This is a genomic window from Streptomyces sp. NPDC090106 (genome assembly GCF_044747265.1).
Classification (GTDB): domain Bacteria; phylum Actinomycetota; class Actinomycetes; order Streptomycetales; family Streptomycetaceae; genus Streptomyces.
The window spans coordinates 76,080-92,609 of record NZ_JBIVDS010000007.1; the positions used below are offsets into that span (position 1 = coordinate 76,080).

The 16,530-nt window shown below is 74.4% G+C and carries 9 protein-coding genes and 1 pseudogene; 3 read left to right on the top strand and 7 right to left on the bottom strand.

The window, feature by feature from the left end:
- Window positions 1–115: 115 nt before the first annotated feature.
- Window positions 116–2,257: a SpoIIE family protein phosphatase gene (locus tag ACIPSE_RS23110; protein ID WP_401665164.1), complete on the bottom strand. Its 2,142-nt coding sequence runs from the start codon at window positions 2,255–2,257 to the stop codon at window positions 116–118.
- A gap of 213 nt (window positions 2,258–2,470) precedes the next feature.
- On the opposite strand from ACIPSE_RS23110, the gene ACIPSE_RS23115 reads away from it, so the two are divergent.
- The gene (locus ACIPSE_RS23115) at window positions 2,471–3,079 is read left to right on the top strand and encodes a LuxR C-terminal-related transcriptional regulator (protein WP_401665165.1); all 609 of its coding nucleotides are present in this window, start codon (window positions 2,471–2,473) and stop codon (window positions 3,077–3,079) included.
- Between the two features lie 279 nt (window positions 3,080–3,358).
- Here the strand turns inward: ACIPSE_RS23115 and ACIPSE_RS23120 are convergent.
- From ACIPSE_RS23120 to lanKC, 4 genes and pseudogenes are all read right to left on the bottom strand, one after another.
- A pseudogene (locus ACIPSE_RS23120) lies at window positions 3,359–4,867 on the bottom strand (ATP-binding cassette domain-containing protein); the annotation flags it as partial.
- Complete coding sequence (locus ACIPSE_RS23125; protein WP_401665167.1) at window positions 4,828–6,495, bottom strand: ABC transporter ATP-binding protein; 1,668 nt, start codon at window positions 6,493–6,495, stop codon at window positions 4,828–4,830. The gene ACIPSE_RS23125 and the pseudogene ACIPSE_RS23120, both read right to left, overlap by 40 nt.
- A gap of 82 nt (window positions 6,496–6,577) precedes the next feature.
- The gene (locus ACIPSE_RS23130) at window positions 6,578–6,694 is read right to left on the bottom strand and encodes a SapB/AmfS family lanthipeptide (protein ID WP_401665169.1); all 117 of its coding nucleotides are present in this window, start codon (window positions 6,692–6,694) and stop codon (window positions 6,578–6,580) included.
- A 58-nt stretch (window positions 6,695–6,752) separates the two neighbouring features.
- The gene (gene lanKC, locus ACIPSE_RS23135; protein ID WP_401665170.1) at window positions 6,753–9,338 is read right to left on the bottom strand and encodes a class III lanthionine synthetase LanKC; all 2,586 of its coding nucleotides are present in this window, start codon (window positions 9,336–9,338) and stop codon (window positions 6,753–6,755) included.
- Window positions 9,339–9,606: 268 nt separating this feature from the next.
- On the opposite strand from lanKC, the gene ACIPSE_RS23140 reads away from it, so the two are divergent.
- Together ACIPSE_RS23140 and ACIPSE_RS23145 are read left to right on the top strand one after the other, a co-directional pair.
- Entirely contained in the window at window positions 9,607–11,994 is a 2,388-nt protein-coding gene (locus ACIPSE_RS23140) for a SpoIIE family protein phosphatase (RefSeq protein ID WP_401665172.1), read from the top strand.
- Window positions 11,995–12,352: 358 nt separating this feature from the next.
- On the top strand, window positions 12,353–13,201 hold the full coding sequence (locus tag ACIPSE_RS23145; RefSeq protein WP_401665174.1) for a hypothetical protein: 849 nt from the start codon (window positions 12,353–12,355) through the stop codon (window positions 13,199–13,201).
- Window positions 13,202–13,268: 67 nt separating this feature from the next.
- Here ACIPSE_RS23145 and ACIPSE_RS23150 read toward each other — a convergent pair whose 3' ends face one another.
- Both ACIPSE_RS23150 and ACIPSE_RS23155 read right to left on the bottom strand, forming a co-directional pair.
- Complete coding sequence (locus ACIPSE_RS23150) at window positions 13,269–15,170, bottom strand: glycosyltransferase family 2 protein (RefSeq protein WP_401665175.1); 1,902 nt, start codon at window positions 15,168–15,170, stop codon at window positions 13,269–13,271.
- 625 nt (window positions 15,171–15,795) lie between these two features.
- On the bottom strand, window positions 15,796–16,443 hold the full coding sequence (locus ACIPSE_RS23155; RefSeq protein WP_401665176.1) for an SRPBCC family protein: 648 nt from the start codon (window positions 16,441–16,443) through the stop codon (window positions 15,796–15,798).
- Between the last annotated feature and the right edge of the window lie 87 nt (window positions 16,444–16,530).

A 16,530-nucleotide genomic window follows, 5' to 3' on the forward strand; every position in this document is an offset into this window, starting at 1 on the left:
TGACACCCCCACAACTCCCCCCACGGACAATCCCCCCACGGACGCGGTCCGGCCCTTCGGCGGAAGGGTCGGACCGTCCCGTTTCCCCGCGGGCCACGGGCCACGGCGCCGCCGCTCAGCGCTCCGGACGCGCCCGGATCAGCAGCAGCGCCACGTCGTCCAGCCGCTCCCCGCTCCCGGTCCCCGCGCCGTGGTCCACCAGCCGGTCCGCCAGTTCCTCCAGCGGCAGATCCCCGGCCGCCGCGAACCGCCGCCCCAACTCGGCGAGCGCGTCCTCGATGTCGACGCCCGGGGACTCGATCAGCCCGTCGGTGTAGAGGGCGAGGACACTGCCCGGCGCCAGCTCGACCTCCGTCGTCGGATACGTCGCCGAGCCGTCGATGCCGAGCAGCGGACCGCCCGCCAGGTCCAGCACCCGCACGTTCCCGTCGGGCCTGCGCAGCAGCGGCGGCGGATGACCGGCCCGCGCCATCACGGCCCGCCCGCGCGCCGGGTCGAGCCGCAGGTACAGACAGCTCGCGAACAGGTCGGAACCCAGGTCGATGAGCAGCCGGTTGGTGCTGCGCATGACGTCCTGAGGCTCCTGCCCGACGGTCGTGTACGCCCGGACCGCCGTGCGGATCTGCCCCATCAGACCGGCCGCCGTCACGTTGTGCCCCTGCACGTCGCCGATCACCGCCGCCGCCACCCCGTTGGAGGGCACCAGGTCGTAGAAGTCGCCGCCGATGTCCATGCCCTGGGTCGCCGGGAGATAGCGGGCCGCCGCCTCCAGGCCGGGCAGCGGCGACAGCGAGTGGGGCAGCAGCGCCGCCTGGAGCCCGTGCGCGAGCCGGTGCTTGGCGTCGTACAGCATCGCCCGTTCCAGGGCCTGCGCGACGAGGCCGCCGAGGCTGGTCAGCACCGCGCGTTCGTCCGCGGGGAAGACGTGCGGCTCCGCGTAGGCCAGCACACAGGTGCCCACCGGGCGCCCGGAGGCGATCAGCGGCAGGTACGCCCACGCCGCGAAGCCGTCCGGGGTCGCGTTGCGCGCCGGGTACAGGTGCTCCAGCTGCTGACGTGAGTCGAAGAAGGCCGGCACCCCCGTGCTCAGGGCGTGTGTGCCCGGTGTGGACTGGGCGAGCGGCAGCCCGTCGAACCGCTCCACCACGCGCGCGTCCACGTACCCCCGGTGCCCCAGCACGTGCAGCCGCCCCGCGCGGGAGGCGAGGAGCACGACGGCCTGTCCTCCGACGGCCGGGACGATCTCGTCGGCCACCAGCTGCACCACGTCGTCGACGCTCGCCGCCTCGGTCAGCGCGCCCGCGAGGCTCAGCACCTGCGAGATGGTCACCAGCCGTCCGGGCGCGGACGCGGGACGGCTCATCTCCGACACCGCCCGCGCCCGGCTGATCCGCACGCTCAGCCCGGTCGTGTTCGGGTAGAGCCGGAACGACAGCCAGTCGGCGGGCGGGCGCAGCGCCACGAACGACGTCGTGTGCTGGCTGATCAGGGCGGCCCGGTAGCGGTCCTCGTACACCGGGTCGTTCAGCCACGGCACCGCCGCCCACAGCTGCGTGCCCAGCAGACTGCTCGCCGGCACCCCGACCAGCTCGGCCGCCGCCGCGTTGGCGAAGACGATCCGTCCGTGCAGATCCAGCGAGCACAGCCCGTACGGCAGCCGCCCCACCATCCGCGCCGCCTCCACCGTGCCGAGCGCGGCGGCCCGGTCGGAGACCGTCGTCCCGGCGAGCAGATCGGGCTCGGGAAACAGCGGGCGGCTCTCCTCGGCGACCCGCTCCAGCCGCACCGCGAGCCGTCCGCAGGCCGCCGTCAGATGGTCCCGTTCCCGGTCGGACAGGTCCGGGGGGTGCGATCCGGGCCAGGTCACGAAGACGGCGCCGTACACCGTCGTGTCCGTCGCCACCGGCAGCGCGGCCAGCGTGAACGGGTAGGGGAGGACCACGGCGATCCGGGGGTAGCGGCGGGCCATGTCCTCCTCGCCGCCCACCCACACCAGCCGCCGCTGCCGTACCGCGTCCGCGACCGGGACGGGCGCGCTCAGCCCCACCCGCTCCCAGGGCGCGGCGAACGCGCGGGGCAGCCCGGCCATCACCGCCATCTCCAGCACCGGTTCGCCGGACGACAGCAGGTACACCGCGCCGGAGTGGGCGTGCACCTCGTCCATCATCGAGGCCAGCGCCAGGGACATCAGCGGACGGCCGACCCGGGTGCGGGCGGGCGCCCGCACGGACCTGTCCCCTTCGGACAAGCCGACCACCTCCTCGCGCTGCGCGTCCCGGCATCCAATCTCCCCCCAGCCGGTACGGCGCGCACGGCGAGCATGGCCGGTTCTGCGCGCCCCTGACAGGTGCGGGACACGGACTACGGGGCACGCGCACCTCGGAGCCCGGGCCGTTCGCCCCGGCAGAGCACGGTGACGGCACGGGCTCCGCCACGGTCACCCGCGAACGGCGATGCGAAGGGGCACACAGTGATCCGGGTTCTTCTGGTGCACGACGAGTGTCTGGTCCGGTCCGTCCTCGCGGAGTGGCTGCGCCGCGAACCCGACCTGGAGGTGTGGGACGCCCCGTGGCGTGGCGCGCCCGGCAGACTGCCCGGGGTGCGCCCGGACGTCTGCGCCGCCGATCTGGAGCGCGCCGACACCCACGGCATCCCGCCGCTCGGCGATCTCGCGGGCCGCGCCCGCGGCACGGCCGGACCGGGGCTCCTCGTCCTCGCCGGAGCGAACCGGCCGGGACAGCTGAAACGGGCCGTGCAGGCGGGCGCGCTCGGCTACGTCGACAAGGAGGGCACACCGGACCGGCTGGTCGAGGGCATCCGCCGGGTCGCGGAGGGAAAACGTTTCGTGGACGACTCGCTCGGCTTCGGCTTCCTCAAGGCCGCCGAGATGCCGCTGACCAGGCGGGAGCTGAGCGTCTTAGTCCTCGCGGCCGAGGGTGCCTCGGTCGCGGAGATCGCCCGGAGTCTGCATCTGTCGCACGGGACCGTGCGCAACTACATGGCGGCCATCACCCGCAAGACCGGTGCCCGCAACCGCATCGACGCCATCCGGATCTCGCAGGGCGAGGGCTGGCTGTGACACCCCGGCCGCCCAGCCGCCGACGAGCTCCCGGTACGGCGCCGAGCACCGCACGAGCTCCTCGTGCGTCCCGTACGCCGTCGCCCGGCCGTCCATCACCAGGACGCGGCCGGCCCGGCGCGCCGAGCTGATCCGGTGCGCGACGACCACCAGCGTGCCCCCGGGCCGCCCCGCGAACGCCCGCTCGGCACGCTCCTCGGCCGCCGGATCCAGATGACAGGTCGCCTCGTCGAGCAGGACGAGCGGCGCGTACGACAGGTAGGCGCGGGTCAGGGCCACGAGCTGCCGCTCACCCGCCGACAGGACCGCGGGGCCGACGACCGCGCCGGGCCCGCCGAGCCGTTCGAGCAGCGGCAGCAGCCCCACGGCCGCGGCGGCGGCGAGCAGTTCCGCCTCCGGTACCGGGTCCGGCCGCAGCCGGCCCAGGTTCTCCGCGAGGGTGCCGCTGTGCACGTACGCCTCCTGGGGCACCAGCACCCGGCGTGCGGCGGCCTCCGGGCCGGGCACCGGGTGCCCGCCGATCCGGATCGCGCCACGTCCGGGCTCCAGCACCCCGGCGGCCAGCGCGGTGAGCGTGGACTTGCCGATGCCGCTGGGGCCCACGACGGCCAGGTGGGCGCCGGGGGCGAGGTCGAGGTCGAGGCCGTCGACGACGGGGGTGGCGGCCGGACCGTAGGCGAAGGTGACCGAGCGCAGCGAGAGCGCGGGGCGGCCGGGCGGGTCGGCGCCGGGACGGCGCGGTGGCCCGGCCGGCGGCACGGAACCGGTCTCGCGCAGCAGGCGGCGCAGCACCACCACGAGCCGTGAGCCGCTCGCGCCGAGCCCGTGCACCAGGTCGCGCAGCGCGGGCAGCAGGGCCTGGGTGACATAGGCGAGCGCGCCGACCAGGGCGCCCGGGGTGACCCCGTGGGCGGGCAGCCAGGGCGCGGCGGCCAGCAGCAGGACCAGGGGCAGCTGTCCGCCGATCGTCAGGGCGGCCACCCGGGCCACCCCCCAGCGCGCGAGGGACACGGCGGTGCGCCGCTCGGCGTCGATCAGGGCCCCGGTGTCGTGCCCGACCCGGGCCTCCGCCCCGGCGGCCGTGATGTCCCGCAGCCCCGGGCAGACCGCGCCGAGCTTTCCGGCCAGGTCCTCGTCGGCGACGAGGAACGCCTCCTGGCGGCGGGCCAGCGGGCGCAGCGTCGCCAGGAACAGGCCGACCCCGGCGAGCAGCGGGAGTCCGACGAGGAGCAGCAGCGGCGGCGCGAGCGCACCGAGCCCGACGAGGGCGCCGGCCGTGGTGAACACGAACGAACGCGACACCAGCACCAGCCCCGCGAAGGTGTCCCGGGCCGTCTCGGTCTGCTGGGTGAGCCCGGACAGCGCCCCCGGGTCGCCCTCGCCGACCCCGCGCGCCACGACCCGGGTCACCAGCGTGTCCCGCAGCGGCTCGACCAGGTCGGCGACCGCCGCGTACACCCGCGCGGTGCCGAACGCCCCGGTCAGCACCCCGAGCCCGGCCGCCCCGAGCCACGCGAGCCCCACGCCGGGACGGCCCGCCAGGAACCCGGCGTCCAGGGCGCGGGCGGGCGCGTACCCGGTGAGGAAGGTCTGCCCGGCCTCCAGCACCGACCACAGCACGAGCCGCGCCACGACCCGGGGCCGCCGCCGCAGGCCACGAAGGGCACGTCGGCGCAGGGACAGGCCCTTCCCGGCGGACGGGGCGCCCCTGAGCAGGGGCGCCCCGCCCCTCCCGCCGGCCGTGTCGCTCACGCGCCGAACACCTCCCGGTAGCCGGCGAGCCGCCACAGCCGCTCGTGCGGGCCGGTCGCCCGGACGCGTCCGCCGTCCAGCCAGGCCACCGTGTCCGCGCGGGCCGCCGTGACCGGGCGGTGGGCGATCAGGAGCCGGGTGGCGTCCGGGCCGGAGCCGGTCAGGGACCCGGTGATGCGCGCTTCCGTCACCGTGTCGAGGCTGGAGAGGGCGTCGTCGAGGACGAGGAGCCGGCCGCCGTGGGCGAACGCGCGGGCCAGGCCCAGGCGTTGGGCTTCCCCGCCGGAACACGGGGCGTCCGCGCACCGGGTGGCGTACCCGGCGGGCAGCCGCTGTACGAAGTCCTCCGCCCGCGCCCGGCGGGCCGCCTCGCGGACCCGGGCGGCCGGGACGGGTACCGGGCCGAGGCCGATCTCCTCGGCGAGGGTCCCGCCGAGCAGCGCGGGCCGTTCGAAGGCGTACCCGACGGCCCGGCGCAGCGCCTCGTGGCTCAGCTCGCGCAGCGGCACGCCGTCCAGCAGGACCTCCCCCTCGTCCGGGTCGGCGAGGCGTCCGGCGAGGGCGGCCAGCAGCGACTTGCCCGCGCCCGAGCGGCCCACCACGGCGAGGGTCGTGCCGCCGGGCACGACGAGGTCGAGCCCGTCCAGGACGGTCCGGCCGCCCCGGCGCGCGGTGACCCCGCGCAGCTCCAACCCGCCTCTGCCCCGGGGCAGTCGGCGCTCGCCGTAAACGGGTGCGGGTTCGGCCAGGACCTCGGTGAGCCGTCCGGTCGCGGCGCGGGCGCGGGCCAGCGTCGCCAGCCGCGCCACCAGCACGCCGACGCCGGTGGCGAGGGCCGCGTACCGCGAGGCCGCGAGCAGGTCGCCGACGGTCAGCCGGTGCCGGGCCAGGAGGAGCCCCGCGACGGCGACGACGCCGAGCTGGAGCAGCGGGGCCAGGGCGACGGACTGTCCGGCGGCGCGTCCCTGCACCCGCCACATGCGATGACCGGCGGCGGACAGGTCGGGCAGCGGGCGCAGGATCCGCGCCGTCTCCCGCCGCGCGATGCCCGCCGCCCGGATGGTGCGGTGCCCGGCGACGGCCTCGGACAGCGCCGCCGCGATCCGGCCCTGGGCCTCCTGGTAGCGGGTCACGCACTCCCGGGTGTCCCGGGCGAAGGCGCGCAGCAGCAGGGCGAGCACGGGTGCCCCGGCGAGCAGCACCGCCGCGAGCCACGGGTCGACGAGGGCGAGGGCCACGAGTGCGCCGAGCGGTCCGGCGAGCGCGGCGAGCAGCGCGGCGCGGGCGGCCGGCGCGGTGCCGGCCTGGGCGGCGTTGCCGACGAGCCGGGCGACGAGGTCGCCGGGCCCGAACCGGACGGCGGGGCCGACGGCCAGCACATGGCCGGTCAGCCGCTCGCGCAGGCGCGCGGTGGTCAGGGCGTCGAGGGTGCCGCCGAGGACGGTCTGGGCGGCGTCCAGCAGGGCGAGCAGCAGGACGAGCGCGGCGCAGTACAGCACCCAGCGGGTCGCCGGGCGCCCGGCGAGCAGCAGGTCCAAGGCGTGGCCCAGCACGGCGGGCAGGAGCAGTCCGGCGGCCGTCGCGGCCACACCGGCCAGGCACAGGGCCGCGCACCGGGCGGGTGCCGGGCCGAGCGGGCCGTGTCCGGACGTGGGGATCGTCATGGGCCCCCTTCGCGAGCGGGACCCCGGGCGGCCCCTCCCTCGCGGGAGCGGACCGCCCGGGGCCGTGGACACGCGGTGCTGGTCAGAGACAGAGCGTGATGCTCGCGGCGCTGACGCAGGACAGCAGGCTCAGGCTGCTTTCGCCGCCGCCACCGGTGGTCTCGTCGGACTCCATCGTCTGCAGGTCGAGCAGTGCCATGTCGGCTTCCTCTCTTCGTGGGGGTCACCCGTGGGGACGGGGTCGGACCACGGCTCCGTCAGGTCGCGGAGCCGCGCTGTGGGGGCCGCCTGAGCGGCGGCAGGAACGGCAGGTGGGCCCCTGCCCCGGCGTCGAGGGCCGCGCCGAGCGCGAGCAGACAGCCGGCCGTGCCGGTGCCCAGGTCCATCGACAGCCGCATCATCTGGTGTCCGGGGAAGGCCAGCCGGTCCCGGTAGGACATCGCGAACCAGCCCAGCCCGTCGATCTGTTCGGCGATCCGCTCCGGGTCGGCCCCGGTGCGCGCCAGGTGCAGGATCAGTCCGGCCCGGCCCTGGAAGAGGCCCGGCTGCACATAGAAACGGTAGGTCGCCGCGGTGAGGATGCCGTCCCTGACCTGCGCCGACTCCTTGCCGGTGTGGGCCAGGTGGTCGTCGAGGACCATGCCGATCCCCGCGCTGCCCTCCCCGAGGTACGGCAGCGTCCGCCAGCCCTCGTCGACCTCCAGCGAGCCGTTGGTGTGCGTGACACAGCACTCCAGGTCCCGCCGCAGCGCCATCCCGGCTGCCTCCAACAGGCTTTTCTCACCGGTGCGTTCGTACTCCCGCAGCAGGAACAGCGCGGGCCCGGCGGCACCTCGGAGCAGCCCGGCCCGGGGCTTGCGCGGCCCCTGCGGCAGAGGTTCCGCGAGACGCCGTACGACGAGGTCGGCGGCCTCCGAGGCGCGGTCCGCGAACTCCGGCTCACCGGTCGTGCGGGCGAGTTCGGCGAGGACGAGCCCCAGGCCGGCCAGTCCGCCGTGCAGATCGGAGGACAGGTTCTGCCAGCGCTCGGCGAGGACCGAGCCGATCAGGTCGAGGGCGCGCTGCCGGTGGCCGAGCCGGTCCAGGACGAGCGCGACGCCCGCGAGCCCGTCGTACAGCCCGAGCGGGGTGCCCCGCGGCGGGGGCGCGGTGCGCGACAGGAGCCAGCGCTCGCCCTCCTCGTACCGTTCGGCGCCCACCGCGTCCAGGGCGTAGAGCACCCCGGCCGCGCCGTGCGCGAGGCCGAGTCCGCCGCCGTCGTTGTACTGGGTGATGTCACCGGGGAAGAGCCGGTCCTCGCGCTCCGGGGTGGCCGAGGCGAGGATCGCGGCGACCATGGAGTCACGGGCGGCCGGCCAGTCACCGGGGTCCGTCCAGGAGCGGACCGGTGCCACGGCCCCGGTCCCGCGGGTGATCTCCGCGACCGCCTCGTCGAGGAACTCCTTCGGCACGTCCGGGAACTGACGCAGGATCACCTCGGCGAGATGCGCGGCCTTGTGCCGGTCGACCACGAACAGGGTCGTCACCGGCAGGAACAGCGCGATCCGCAGACACGCCAGCGCGTAGCGGTCCACGTCGGCGCCGGTGCGGTCCGGCGGGGCGAGGAAACCGGGGTGCGCGACGATCTGACGGCCCTGCTCGGTGACGGGCGCGGCGGCCTCGAAGTCGAGCAGGGACACCGTCTCCTCGTCCGGCGCGACCATGATGTTGAAGACGTGCAGGTCGTTGAAGACGACCCCCCGCGCGTGGACCGCGGCCACCGCCCGCTCCACGGCCGCGTGGATGCGCAGCGCCCACGCCGTGTACCGCGCGACCGCCTCCGGGTCGGGGTCCGGGGTGAGCAGGGGGTGCCGCTCGGCGAAGAACGCGTTGAGGGGGCGGCCCTCCAGGAAGTCCATCACCAGGAACCGGTGCTCGCCGAGCGTGAACCAGTCCCGTACCTCCGGCACCACACCCGTCCCGGCCGTCCGCTCCAGGGCGTCCCGCTCCCGCTCCAGGCGGGCGATCGCGTCCGCCCCGTCCGCGGCGAGCCCCGCGTGCGGCCGGGCCTCCTTCAGGACGACCCTGCGCCCGTCGCGGGTGTCGGTCCCCGCGTACACCCCGCCGCCGTTGGAGAAGTGCAGCGCCTTCTCGATCCGGTACGGCAGGTCGCCCACCGTCGTCGTGTTCCGCGCCGCCAGATGGGGCTCCAGGAACGCCGGCAGCGTCACCCACTCCGGGACCTGGAAGGACGGCGCCCGCCGGTCCGGGACCAGACGCCCCTCGCCGTCCCGCACCGCGGGCACCAGCGAGCCCCGCTCGTCGACGACGAAGGTACGGGCGAACGCGCCGTAGCGGACGTACAGCGGACCCTCGTGCCAGCGCAGGTCGGTCAGGACGTACGGCCCCTCGAACCCCTCCAGGAGTCCGCCGAGCTCCCGCAGCACCGTGTGCAGCTGCTCCTCGTCGGCCGGGTAGAGCGTCACGAACTTGCCGCTGGTGTCGCGGGAGGCGTACTTGGTGTTGCGCAGATGGTGCAGATACGGGCCCGGGACGAACTTGAACGGGATGCGGCGCGGCACGCAGTACTCCCACACGATCGCCGCGATCCGCTCCGCGTTCGCCCGGGTGGCCGAGGCGTGGATCTTCCAGCCCTGGGACGGCCCGGGCACCGGCCCGCCGTCCGCGCCGAGCGGGGTGAGCGTCAGCCAGTCGCCGATCCGAGTCGCGTCCCATCCCTCCGGCACGGCGCGCCGCGCCGTCTCGTACAGGGCGGTGCCCTCGTCCGCTCCGGCGCCCAGCCGGTCGGGCGTCTCGTAGAAATGCCGGTCGGCGAGCGCGTACACCTCGTACCGCTTGTCCATGCCTGCCCCTCCTTGGCCCGGTGTCGAGCGTCCCGCCGAGGGGGTGGGCACGGACAGTCACCTCTGTCACGAGACCACCGTGCGGTACGCACGGGTCAAGAATTGTTCGAGGAATTTCGAGCGCCGCCTGCGCAAATACTCCACGGAACGCCCACAGGAGCTGCGCGAACGTGCACAGGGGCTGCGCGGCCGGGGCTTTAGCGCTGTAATTACGGACGTGGTCAGTGAGGGAGGCGCGGGACGCGAAACCAGAACGCCGCGCGCCGAAATGGCCCTCAAAGCGGTCACGGACGGTCCCGAATCGCCCGAGAGGCTGCGGCACGTCCTCGAACAGGGCCTCGTCTTCGCCGGGGCTGCCTTCGTCGCCCTGTACACCCCGGGCAAGGACGGCGACCTGCTCTGCCTCGTCGAGTCGGCCGGGGTGCCGCGCTCCCTGTACGGCATCCGCGACGGCTATCCCACCTCGGGCGGCTCACCCGTGGTCGAGGTCCACCGCACCGGACGGGCGGCCTGGCTGGGCCCCCAGGAGCTCGCCGAGTGCGCGGAGGCCCGGCGGGCCCCGTCGTGGGACTTCTCCCTCGCGGTGCTGCCCGCCCCCGGCGACGGCTGCCTCGTCGCGGTCAGCGAGCACCCGGACGCCTTCACCACCGACGACCGCAGATGCCTCGAACTGATCGCCGACGCCGTCGTCCGCCCCGCCCCGGAACGCGCCGCCGAGAGCGGGGAGCTGCCCGCCGACACGTTCGCCCTGGCCATGGACACCGGCCGGATCGAGGTCGGCGACACCATCCTGGAGCTGTTCGGGATCGGCCGGGACGCCTTCGACGGCCGGGTGGAGACCCTCCTCGCGCTGACCGTGCCCGAGGACCTGCCCGCCCTGATGTCCGTCACCGAGGCCGACCACATGTCGCTCGGCGACCGTGAGCTGGAGTTCCGCATCCTCCGCTCCGGTGGTCCCCCCAGATGGCTGAGGCTGCGCGGTCGCCTCCTGCCCGGCGGCGAGGGACGGCCCGCCCGGCTCGTCGGCACCGTCGCCGACGCCTCCACGCTCCGCTCCGACGTCACCGACGTGGCCCGCGTGCAGCGCCTGGCCGCCGCCCTCGCCACCGCGGGCACCGTCCGGGACGTCAGCCAGGCCGTGGTCGCCGCCCTGCGCAAGCCCCTGCGGGCCGACCGCATCGCGCTGGCCGAGCTGGAGAACGACCGGCTCGTCGTCACCGTCCTCGACCCGCCCGAGCCGGAGACCTGGCCCGAGCTGTGGCGCCGGGAGTGGCGCGCCGAGTGGCCCGAGGCGCCCGTGCGCGCCATGCCCACCCTCGCCGCCGCCCTCAGCGAGGGCCGCGCCCAGATCTGGCCCGCCGGCACCGCCCTGGAACCCGCCCTCGCCGAGGTCGGCCCCGGCGGCCTCGCCGTGCTGCCGCTGCCCGCCGGGGGCCGCATGGCCGGCGCCTGCCTCATCGGCTGGGACGCCCCGCACGACTTCGGCCCCGACGAACGCGCCCTGCTCACCGCCTCCGCCGGCCTCGCCGGACAGGCCCTGATGCGGGCCCGCGCCTTCGACGCCGAACACGAACTCGTCGGCATGCTCCAGCGCCAGCTCCTGCCCCGCCGGCTGCCCGTCCTGCCCGGCGCGACCGCCGTCGCCCGCTATCTGCCGAGCACCGCGGGCCTGGAACTGGGCGGCGACTGGTACGACGTGATCCCGATGCCCGACAACCACGTCGCCCTCGTCATCGGCGACGTCCAGGGACACAGCGCCGCCGCCGCGACCCTCATGGGGCAGATGCGCACCGCGCTGCGCGCCTACGCCGTCGAGGGGCATCCGCCGGACGTCGTCGTCTCGCACGCCAACCGGCTCCTCGTGGACCTGGAGACCGACCTCTTCGCGACCTGCTGCTACGTCGACCTCGACATGGAGGAGGGCTCCGCCTGGTGCGTGCGCGCCGGTCATCTGCCGCCGGTGCTGCGCCACAGCGACGGGTCGACGGAGATCGCCGAGGCCGAGGGCGGCCCGCCGCTCGGCGTCATGGAGCAGGCGGACTTCCCGATGGCACCGCTGCGCCTGCGGCCCGGCACCACGATCGCCCTGGCCACCGACGGCCTCGTCGAGTCCGCCGACTCCGACATCGACACCGGCATGAACCGGCTGGCCACCGAACTCGCCGCCGCCGACCCCGCCCGCCTGGGCCAGGTCGCCGACACCCTGCTCGGCAGCGCCCGCCGCAGCGACGACGTCGCCCTGCTGCTCGTGCGCTACGACGGCATGGCCACCCACCCGCGGCGCGAGAGCTGGACCGTCTGGCGCGTCCCGCAGGCTGTCGGGCACGCCCGCCGCTTCACCCGCCGCACGCTGCGCTCCTGGAACGTCCCCGCGGACGCCCTCGACAGCGTGCTCCTCGTCGTCTCCGAGCTGGTCACCAACGCCCTCGTGCACACCGACGGCCGGGTCCGTCTCGACCTCACGCTCGTCAACCAGCGGCTGCGCGTCGCCGTCGCCGACTCCTCGCCCCGCACCCCGGCCAAACCCAGGAGCATCGGCTGGGAGGCCACCGGGGGCCGCGGCATCCTCCTCGTGTCGGCGATGTCGGCGGCCTGGGGCACGGTCCCGGTCAGCGGCGGCAAGCAGGTGTGGAGCGAGATCACCCTGGAGCGGTGAAACCGCCGCGGGAGCGGCCACCCGTACGAGTGGAACCGGCCTGACCGAAACACTCCCGCGCCACCTCGGACTTTCGTAGCATGCCACCCACGTCGCGAACGGTTCACCGGGCCGGACGGCGCGCCCCCGGGCGCGCGGAACTGCCGCGTGATCATGAGCGAGTTGATGTTCCCGGGGATTGCGTACGACTCGTTAATCAAAGGTGTCCGACGTATAGAGTCCTCCCTAATCGGCCGTCGCGCGGAGGTGACCGGCACCGGAATCGGGTGTTCCGTAAAGACTTCCGCCCCGGCCTCGCCGAACCGAAATCGCCGGACCCCCATCCTGACCTGCACCACCGAAAGGAATGCATTCCGCTGTGTCGATTCGATCAACGGTGAAGTCCGTACTGGGTGAGCAGAACGTGCGGCGCGTCCGCCGTCTGAAGCGGCGTCTTTCCGGGCAGCCCGCCCGGCCCGTCGCGCAGGTCAAGGCGGCACCCAAGCCCACCGGGCTCGCCGCGATCTCCGGTGATCTCAACAAGCTTGCCGTGCACTTCAAGACGGACAAGTGGGGAGCGCACCGGTACACCCAGCACTACCAGCGCCACCTCCAGCACCTCAAGGATGAGCAGTTCAACCTGCTGGAGATCGGGATCGGCGGCTACAACCGGCCCGGCCAGGGCGGCGCGTCGCTCAGGATGTGGAAGGCGTTCTTCCCCAAGGCGAGCGTCTTCGGCATGGACATCCAGGACAAGTCCTTCGTCGACGAGGACCGCATCCGCACCTTCATCGGCGACCAGTCCGACCCCTCGTCGCTGAACGCCGTCGCGGACAAGATCGGTGAGCTCGACGTCATCATCGACGACGGCAGCCACCGCCCCCCGCACGTCCTCACCACGTTCGCGACGCTCTTCCCGCGACTGAAGGACGGCGGCATCTACGCCGTCGAGGACACCCAGTCGTCGTACTGGCCGGAATGGCTGGGCAGCGAGGACCTCGACGATCCCGGCACCAGCATGGCGATGCTGAAGCGGCTGACGGACGGCCTCAATTACGAGGAGTTCGTCGACGAGGACTACCAGCCGAGCTACACGGACCTCAACATCGTGGCCGTGCACTTCTACCACAACCTGGTGATCATCGAAAAAGGCAAGAACGCCGAAGGCAGCAACAAACGCAAGGCGTTGAAGGACCGGTACGCCAAACCCGCCGAGTCGACGTCCTGAACAGGGCCTGAGCGGGCGGAGGGGGCCGGAGCGCAGCGCTCCGGCCCCCTCCGCCCGCTCAGGCCGCTCAGCCGCGCAGCGCGCGCAGCATCCGGCCGACCTTGCGGCGCACCCGGCGGACCAGGCTCTGCCCGCCGCCCGGCGGCACGACCCGGGCCGTGTTCCCGCGCACACCGAGAAGCGTCGGCAGGACGAGGAACCGGGGCTCGGCCGCACCCGGGACGGGACACAGCGCCGTCCGCCAGGTCCCCGACTCCAGCCCGGGGAGCGGTAGTTCGGCCGTCAGGTCGGCGTGTGCGCCGTCGCCTCCGGGAGACAGGACCGCGGGCACGTCCACGATCCGCGAGGACCCCAGCCGCACCGACACCTCCGTCTCGGCCGGGACGTACAGCGGCACCGACGCGCGCAGCACACCCCCGGCGACGGTGGCCGAGCCGGTCCCCTTCAGTCCCAGCCGCCCGGCCGCCCGGTCCACGTCGAGCGCGAGATCGCCCCGCTTCGTCCAGTACGGCAGGACGACCCGGCCACCCACGACACCGGCACCCGGCAGCGACGTCCCCTCGGCCGGGCCCAGCCGGCACTCCTGGGTCCACGCGCCGAGCCTGACCCGCACGAACGCGTCCCACAGTCCGGCGCCCGGAGCGAGGCCGCCCGCGGCCGTCGCCGGATCGACCGTGGCCGTCACGCGCAGCGTCAGGCGCATCCGGTCGCCGTCCTCGACGGTCTCGCGGACCACCTCGACGGGCTGGAAGTGATGGGCGGCGCTGGAGCGTTCACGCAGCATCAGATCACCGGAGGCCTTGGCGAACCGCGTCACGCAGTCCGCCCCCACCCAGGCGATCGCCTCGGCCGCGTCCAGCGGCGGCTCACCGTCCGCCGGTGCGCCCTCGGCGGGGAACCGCATCGGCTCGCCGCCCGAGGTGAACTCGGCGCGCAGCACGACCCGCAGGGCTGCGTCCGCCCACGCGACGGTCTCCGGGACCGCCCTGAGGCCGATGCCCGCCTCCCACTCGGAGAAGGCGAGGACGTCGTCGTACCGGTTCGCGGCGATCAGCGCGGCCACGGCCCGCTGCGCGGGCGGGAGTCCGGCGGCGACACCGGGGCCGAAGCGCTCCACGACCACGGAATGGATCTCCGCGAACAGTGAACGCCGGTATTCCTCGGGCCACTTGGCGAACTTCCGGCCGCGCATCCGCTCGACCATCTCGACCCGCAGCCAGCGCCGGAAGAGCCGGTCGCGCACCGCCCCCGGCTCGGTGTACTTCTCGACGACGTCGAGGGCCTCGCGCAGGTTCCTGAAGTAGCCGACCGGATCGAACTGCTGGAAACCGGCGTTGGAGGAGTCGTCCCGGCGCACGTGGTAGTAGCAGACGTAGTCGCTGAGCACGGACACGTTGTCCGCCCGCAGATACGCCTCCGCGATGAAGACGTGGTCCTCCAGCCGCCGTCGGCCCTCCGGGAAGCGCAGACCGATGTCGTCGAGGAAGGCCCGGCGGATCATCTTGTGCGGGGTGAGACTGTCGATCAGCGGCGCGTTCTCCACCGAGGCGTGCGGGCGGTTGCGGCGGAACAACTCGATCGGCACGCCACGGCCCTTGCCGGCCATCTTCCCGACGATCACGTCCGCGCCGTTGGCCACGCCGTAGTCGTACATCCGCTCCAGGGCCTCGTCGCCGAGATGGTCGTCGTTGTCGACGAACATCACGAACTCGCCCCGGGCGGCGTCGATCCCGACGTTGCGCGGCTTGCCGGACCAGCCCGAGTTCTCCTGGTGGATGACGCGGATACGCGGGTCCTCGGCCGCGACCTCGTCGAGCCGGGCGGGTGTTGCGTCGGTGGAGCCGTCGTCCACGAAGATCACTTCGTACTCGTCGTGAGGCAGTGACTGCCTCCTCAGAGACGCGATGCAGTCCTCGATGTAGGTCCCGGGGTTGTACACCGGGACGACGACGCTGACCTTGACCGGCATCAGGCTCGGTCCCCCTTGGGTCGCTTGTCGCTTCTGTCATGGTGTGGTGCTTGTGGGCAGATGCTAACCCCTGGGGGTATGAGAAAGGTGAGGACGGACAACCAGGCCCCACGCCAGGTTGACGCTCGACCGCACGCGATGGTTGCCCCGCGCACGCCGGCCGCTCGCCGACGCCGGCGTGCGGACCGAGGTGTGGGAAGCGGCGCTCGCCGCGACCGCGTGGCAGGGGGCGGTGGTGTGCAGCCACGGCGATCATGCCGAGGGCGACCGGCCCGCCTGCCGTCAGGTGGTCGACGCCGACGCCGCTATTCGGACGCGCGGGGCCGGGGCCGGGCGCCGGTGAGGGGCGCGGAGGCGGGCCGTCCCGGGCGGGCTCCGCTGCGCGCGGCTGCGCAGCGGAGGGGGCGTGGCCGATCGGGTGCCGTCACGGCGGGCGACACGGTGGGGTCGGGACACACCTTCCCGCCCGGTAGGCGCGGGCCCGGAGGGTGTCGGCCGGTGACGGCAGCGCCGCCGGGCCCTGCGTCGTGGGCCCGGCGGGGCAGTGCGTGCGGGGCTCGCCCCCGGCCCGATCCGGCGGACAGGCCCTAGAGGGCGGTGTCGCGAAAGTCCTGTGTGGTGCCCCCTAGCCCCGCCGCCCCCGTCGTATCCGCCGGATCGCCAGCACGGTCACGACGGCGGCGGCCAGCAGGCCCGCGAGGCGTTTGGCGACCGGGACGCCGGCCGTGCGGAACAGGTCCAGGGGCTCGGCGGCGGGAAGGGGCGCAGGGGCGGGTGCCGCGGCCGTCGGTGTCCGCGCCTCTTCCGGCGCGGCTTCCTCGGCCGGGGGCGGCGGCGCCAGCTGCTGTGCGAGGCACTGCGCGAACTGGCCGATGATCCGGTCGCCGACCTCCGCGATCACGCCCCGCCCGAACTGCGCGGGACGCCCGGTCACCGTGAGATCCGTCCGCACCGACACGGTCGTGCCGCCGTCCTGCTCGGTGAGCGTTCCGGTGACCGTGGCACGGGCGGTGCCCTGCCCCCGGGTCTCCCGGCCGGAGGCCATGAGGACCATGCGGCGCTCCTGCTCGTCCTGCTCCTCGAAGACGGCGGTGCCCTTGTAGGTGACGGTCACCGGACCCACCTTGACCTTGACCGAGCCGGTCACGGTCTTGCCGTCGTAGTCCTCCACGCTCGCCCCCGGCATGCACGGCGCCACACGCTCGATGTCGAGCAGCGCCCGCCAGGCGTCGTCGACCGGTACGGGCACGGTGAACTCGTGGTGCAGTTCCATGACTTCCTCCGTCGCTCTCAGGTGCTCGGTGCGGTTGCTCGGCGCTGTTCCTCGGTGTGGTGCCGGTGCGGGGCCTCAGTACGGTTC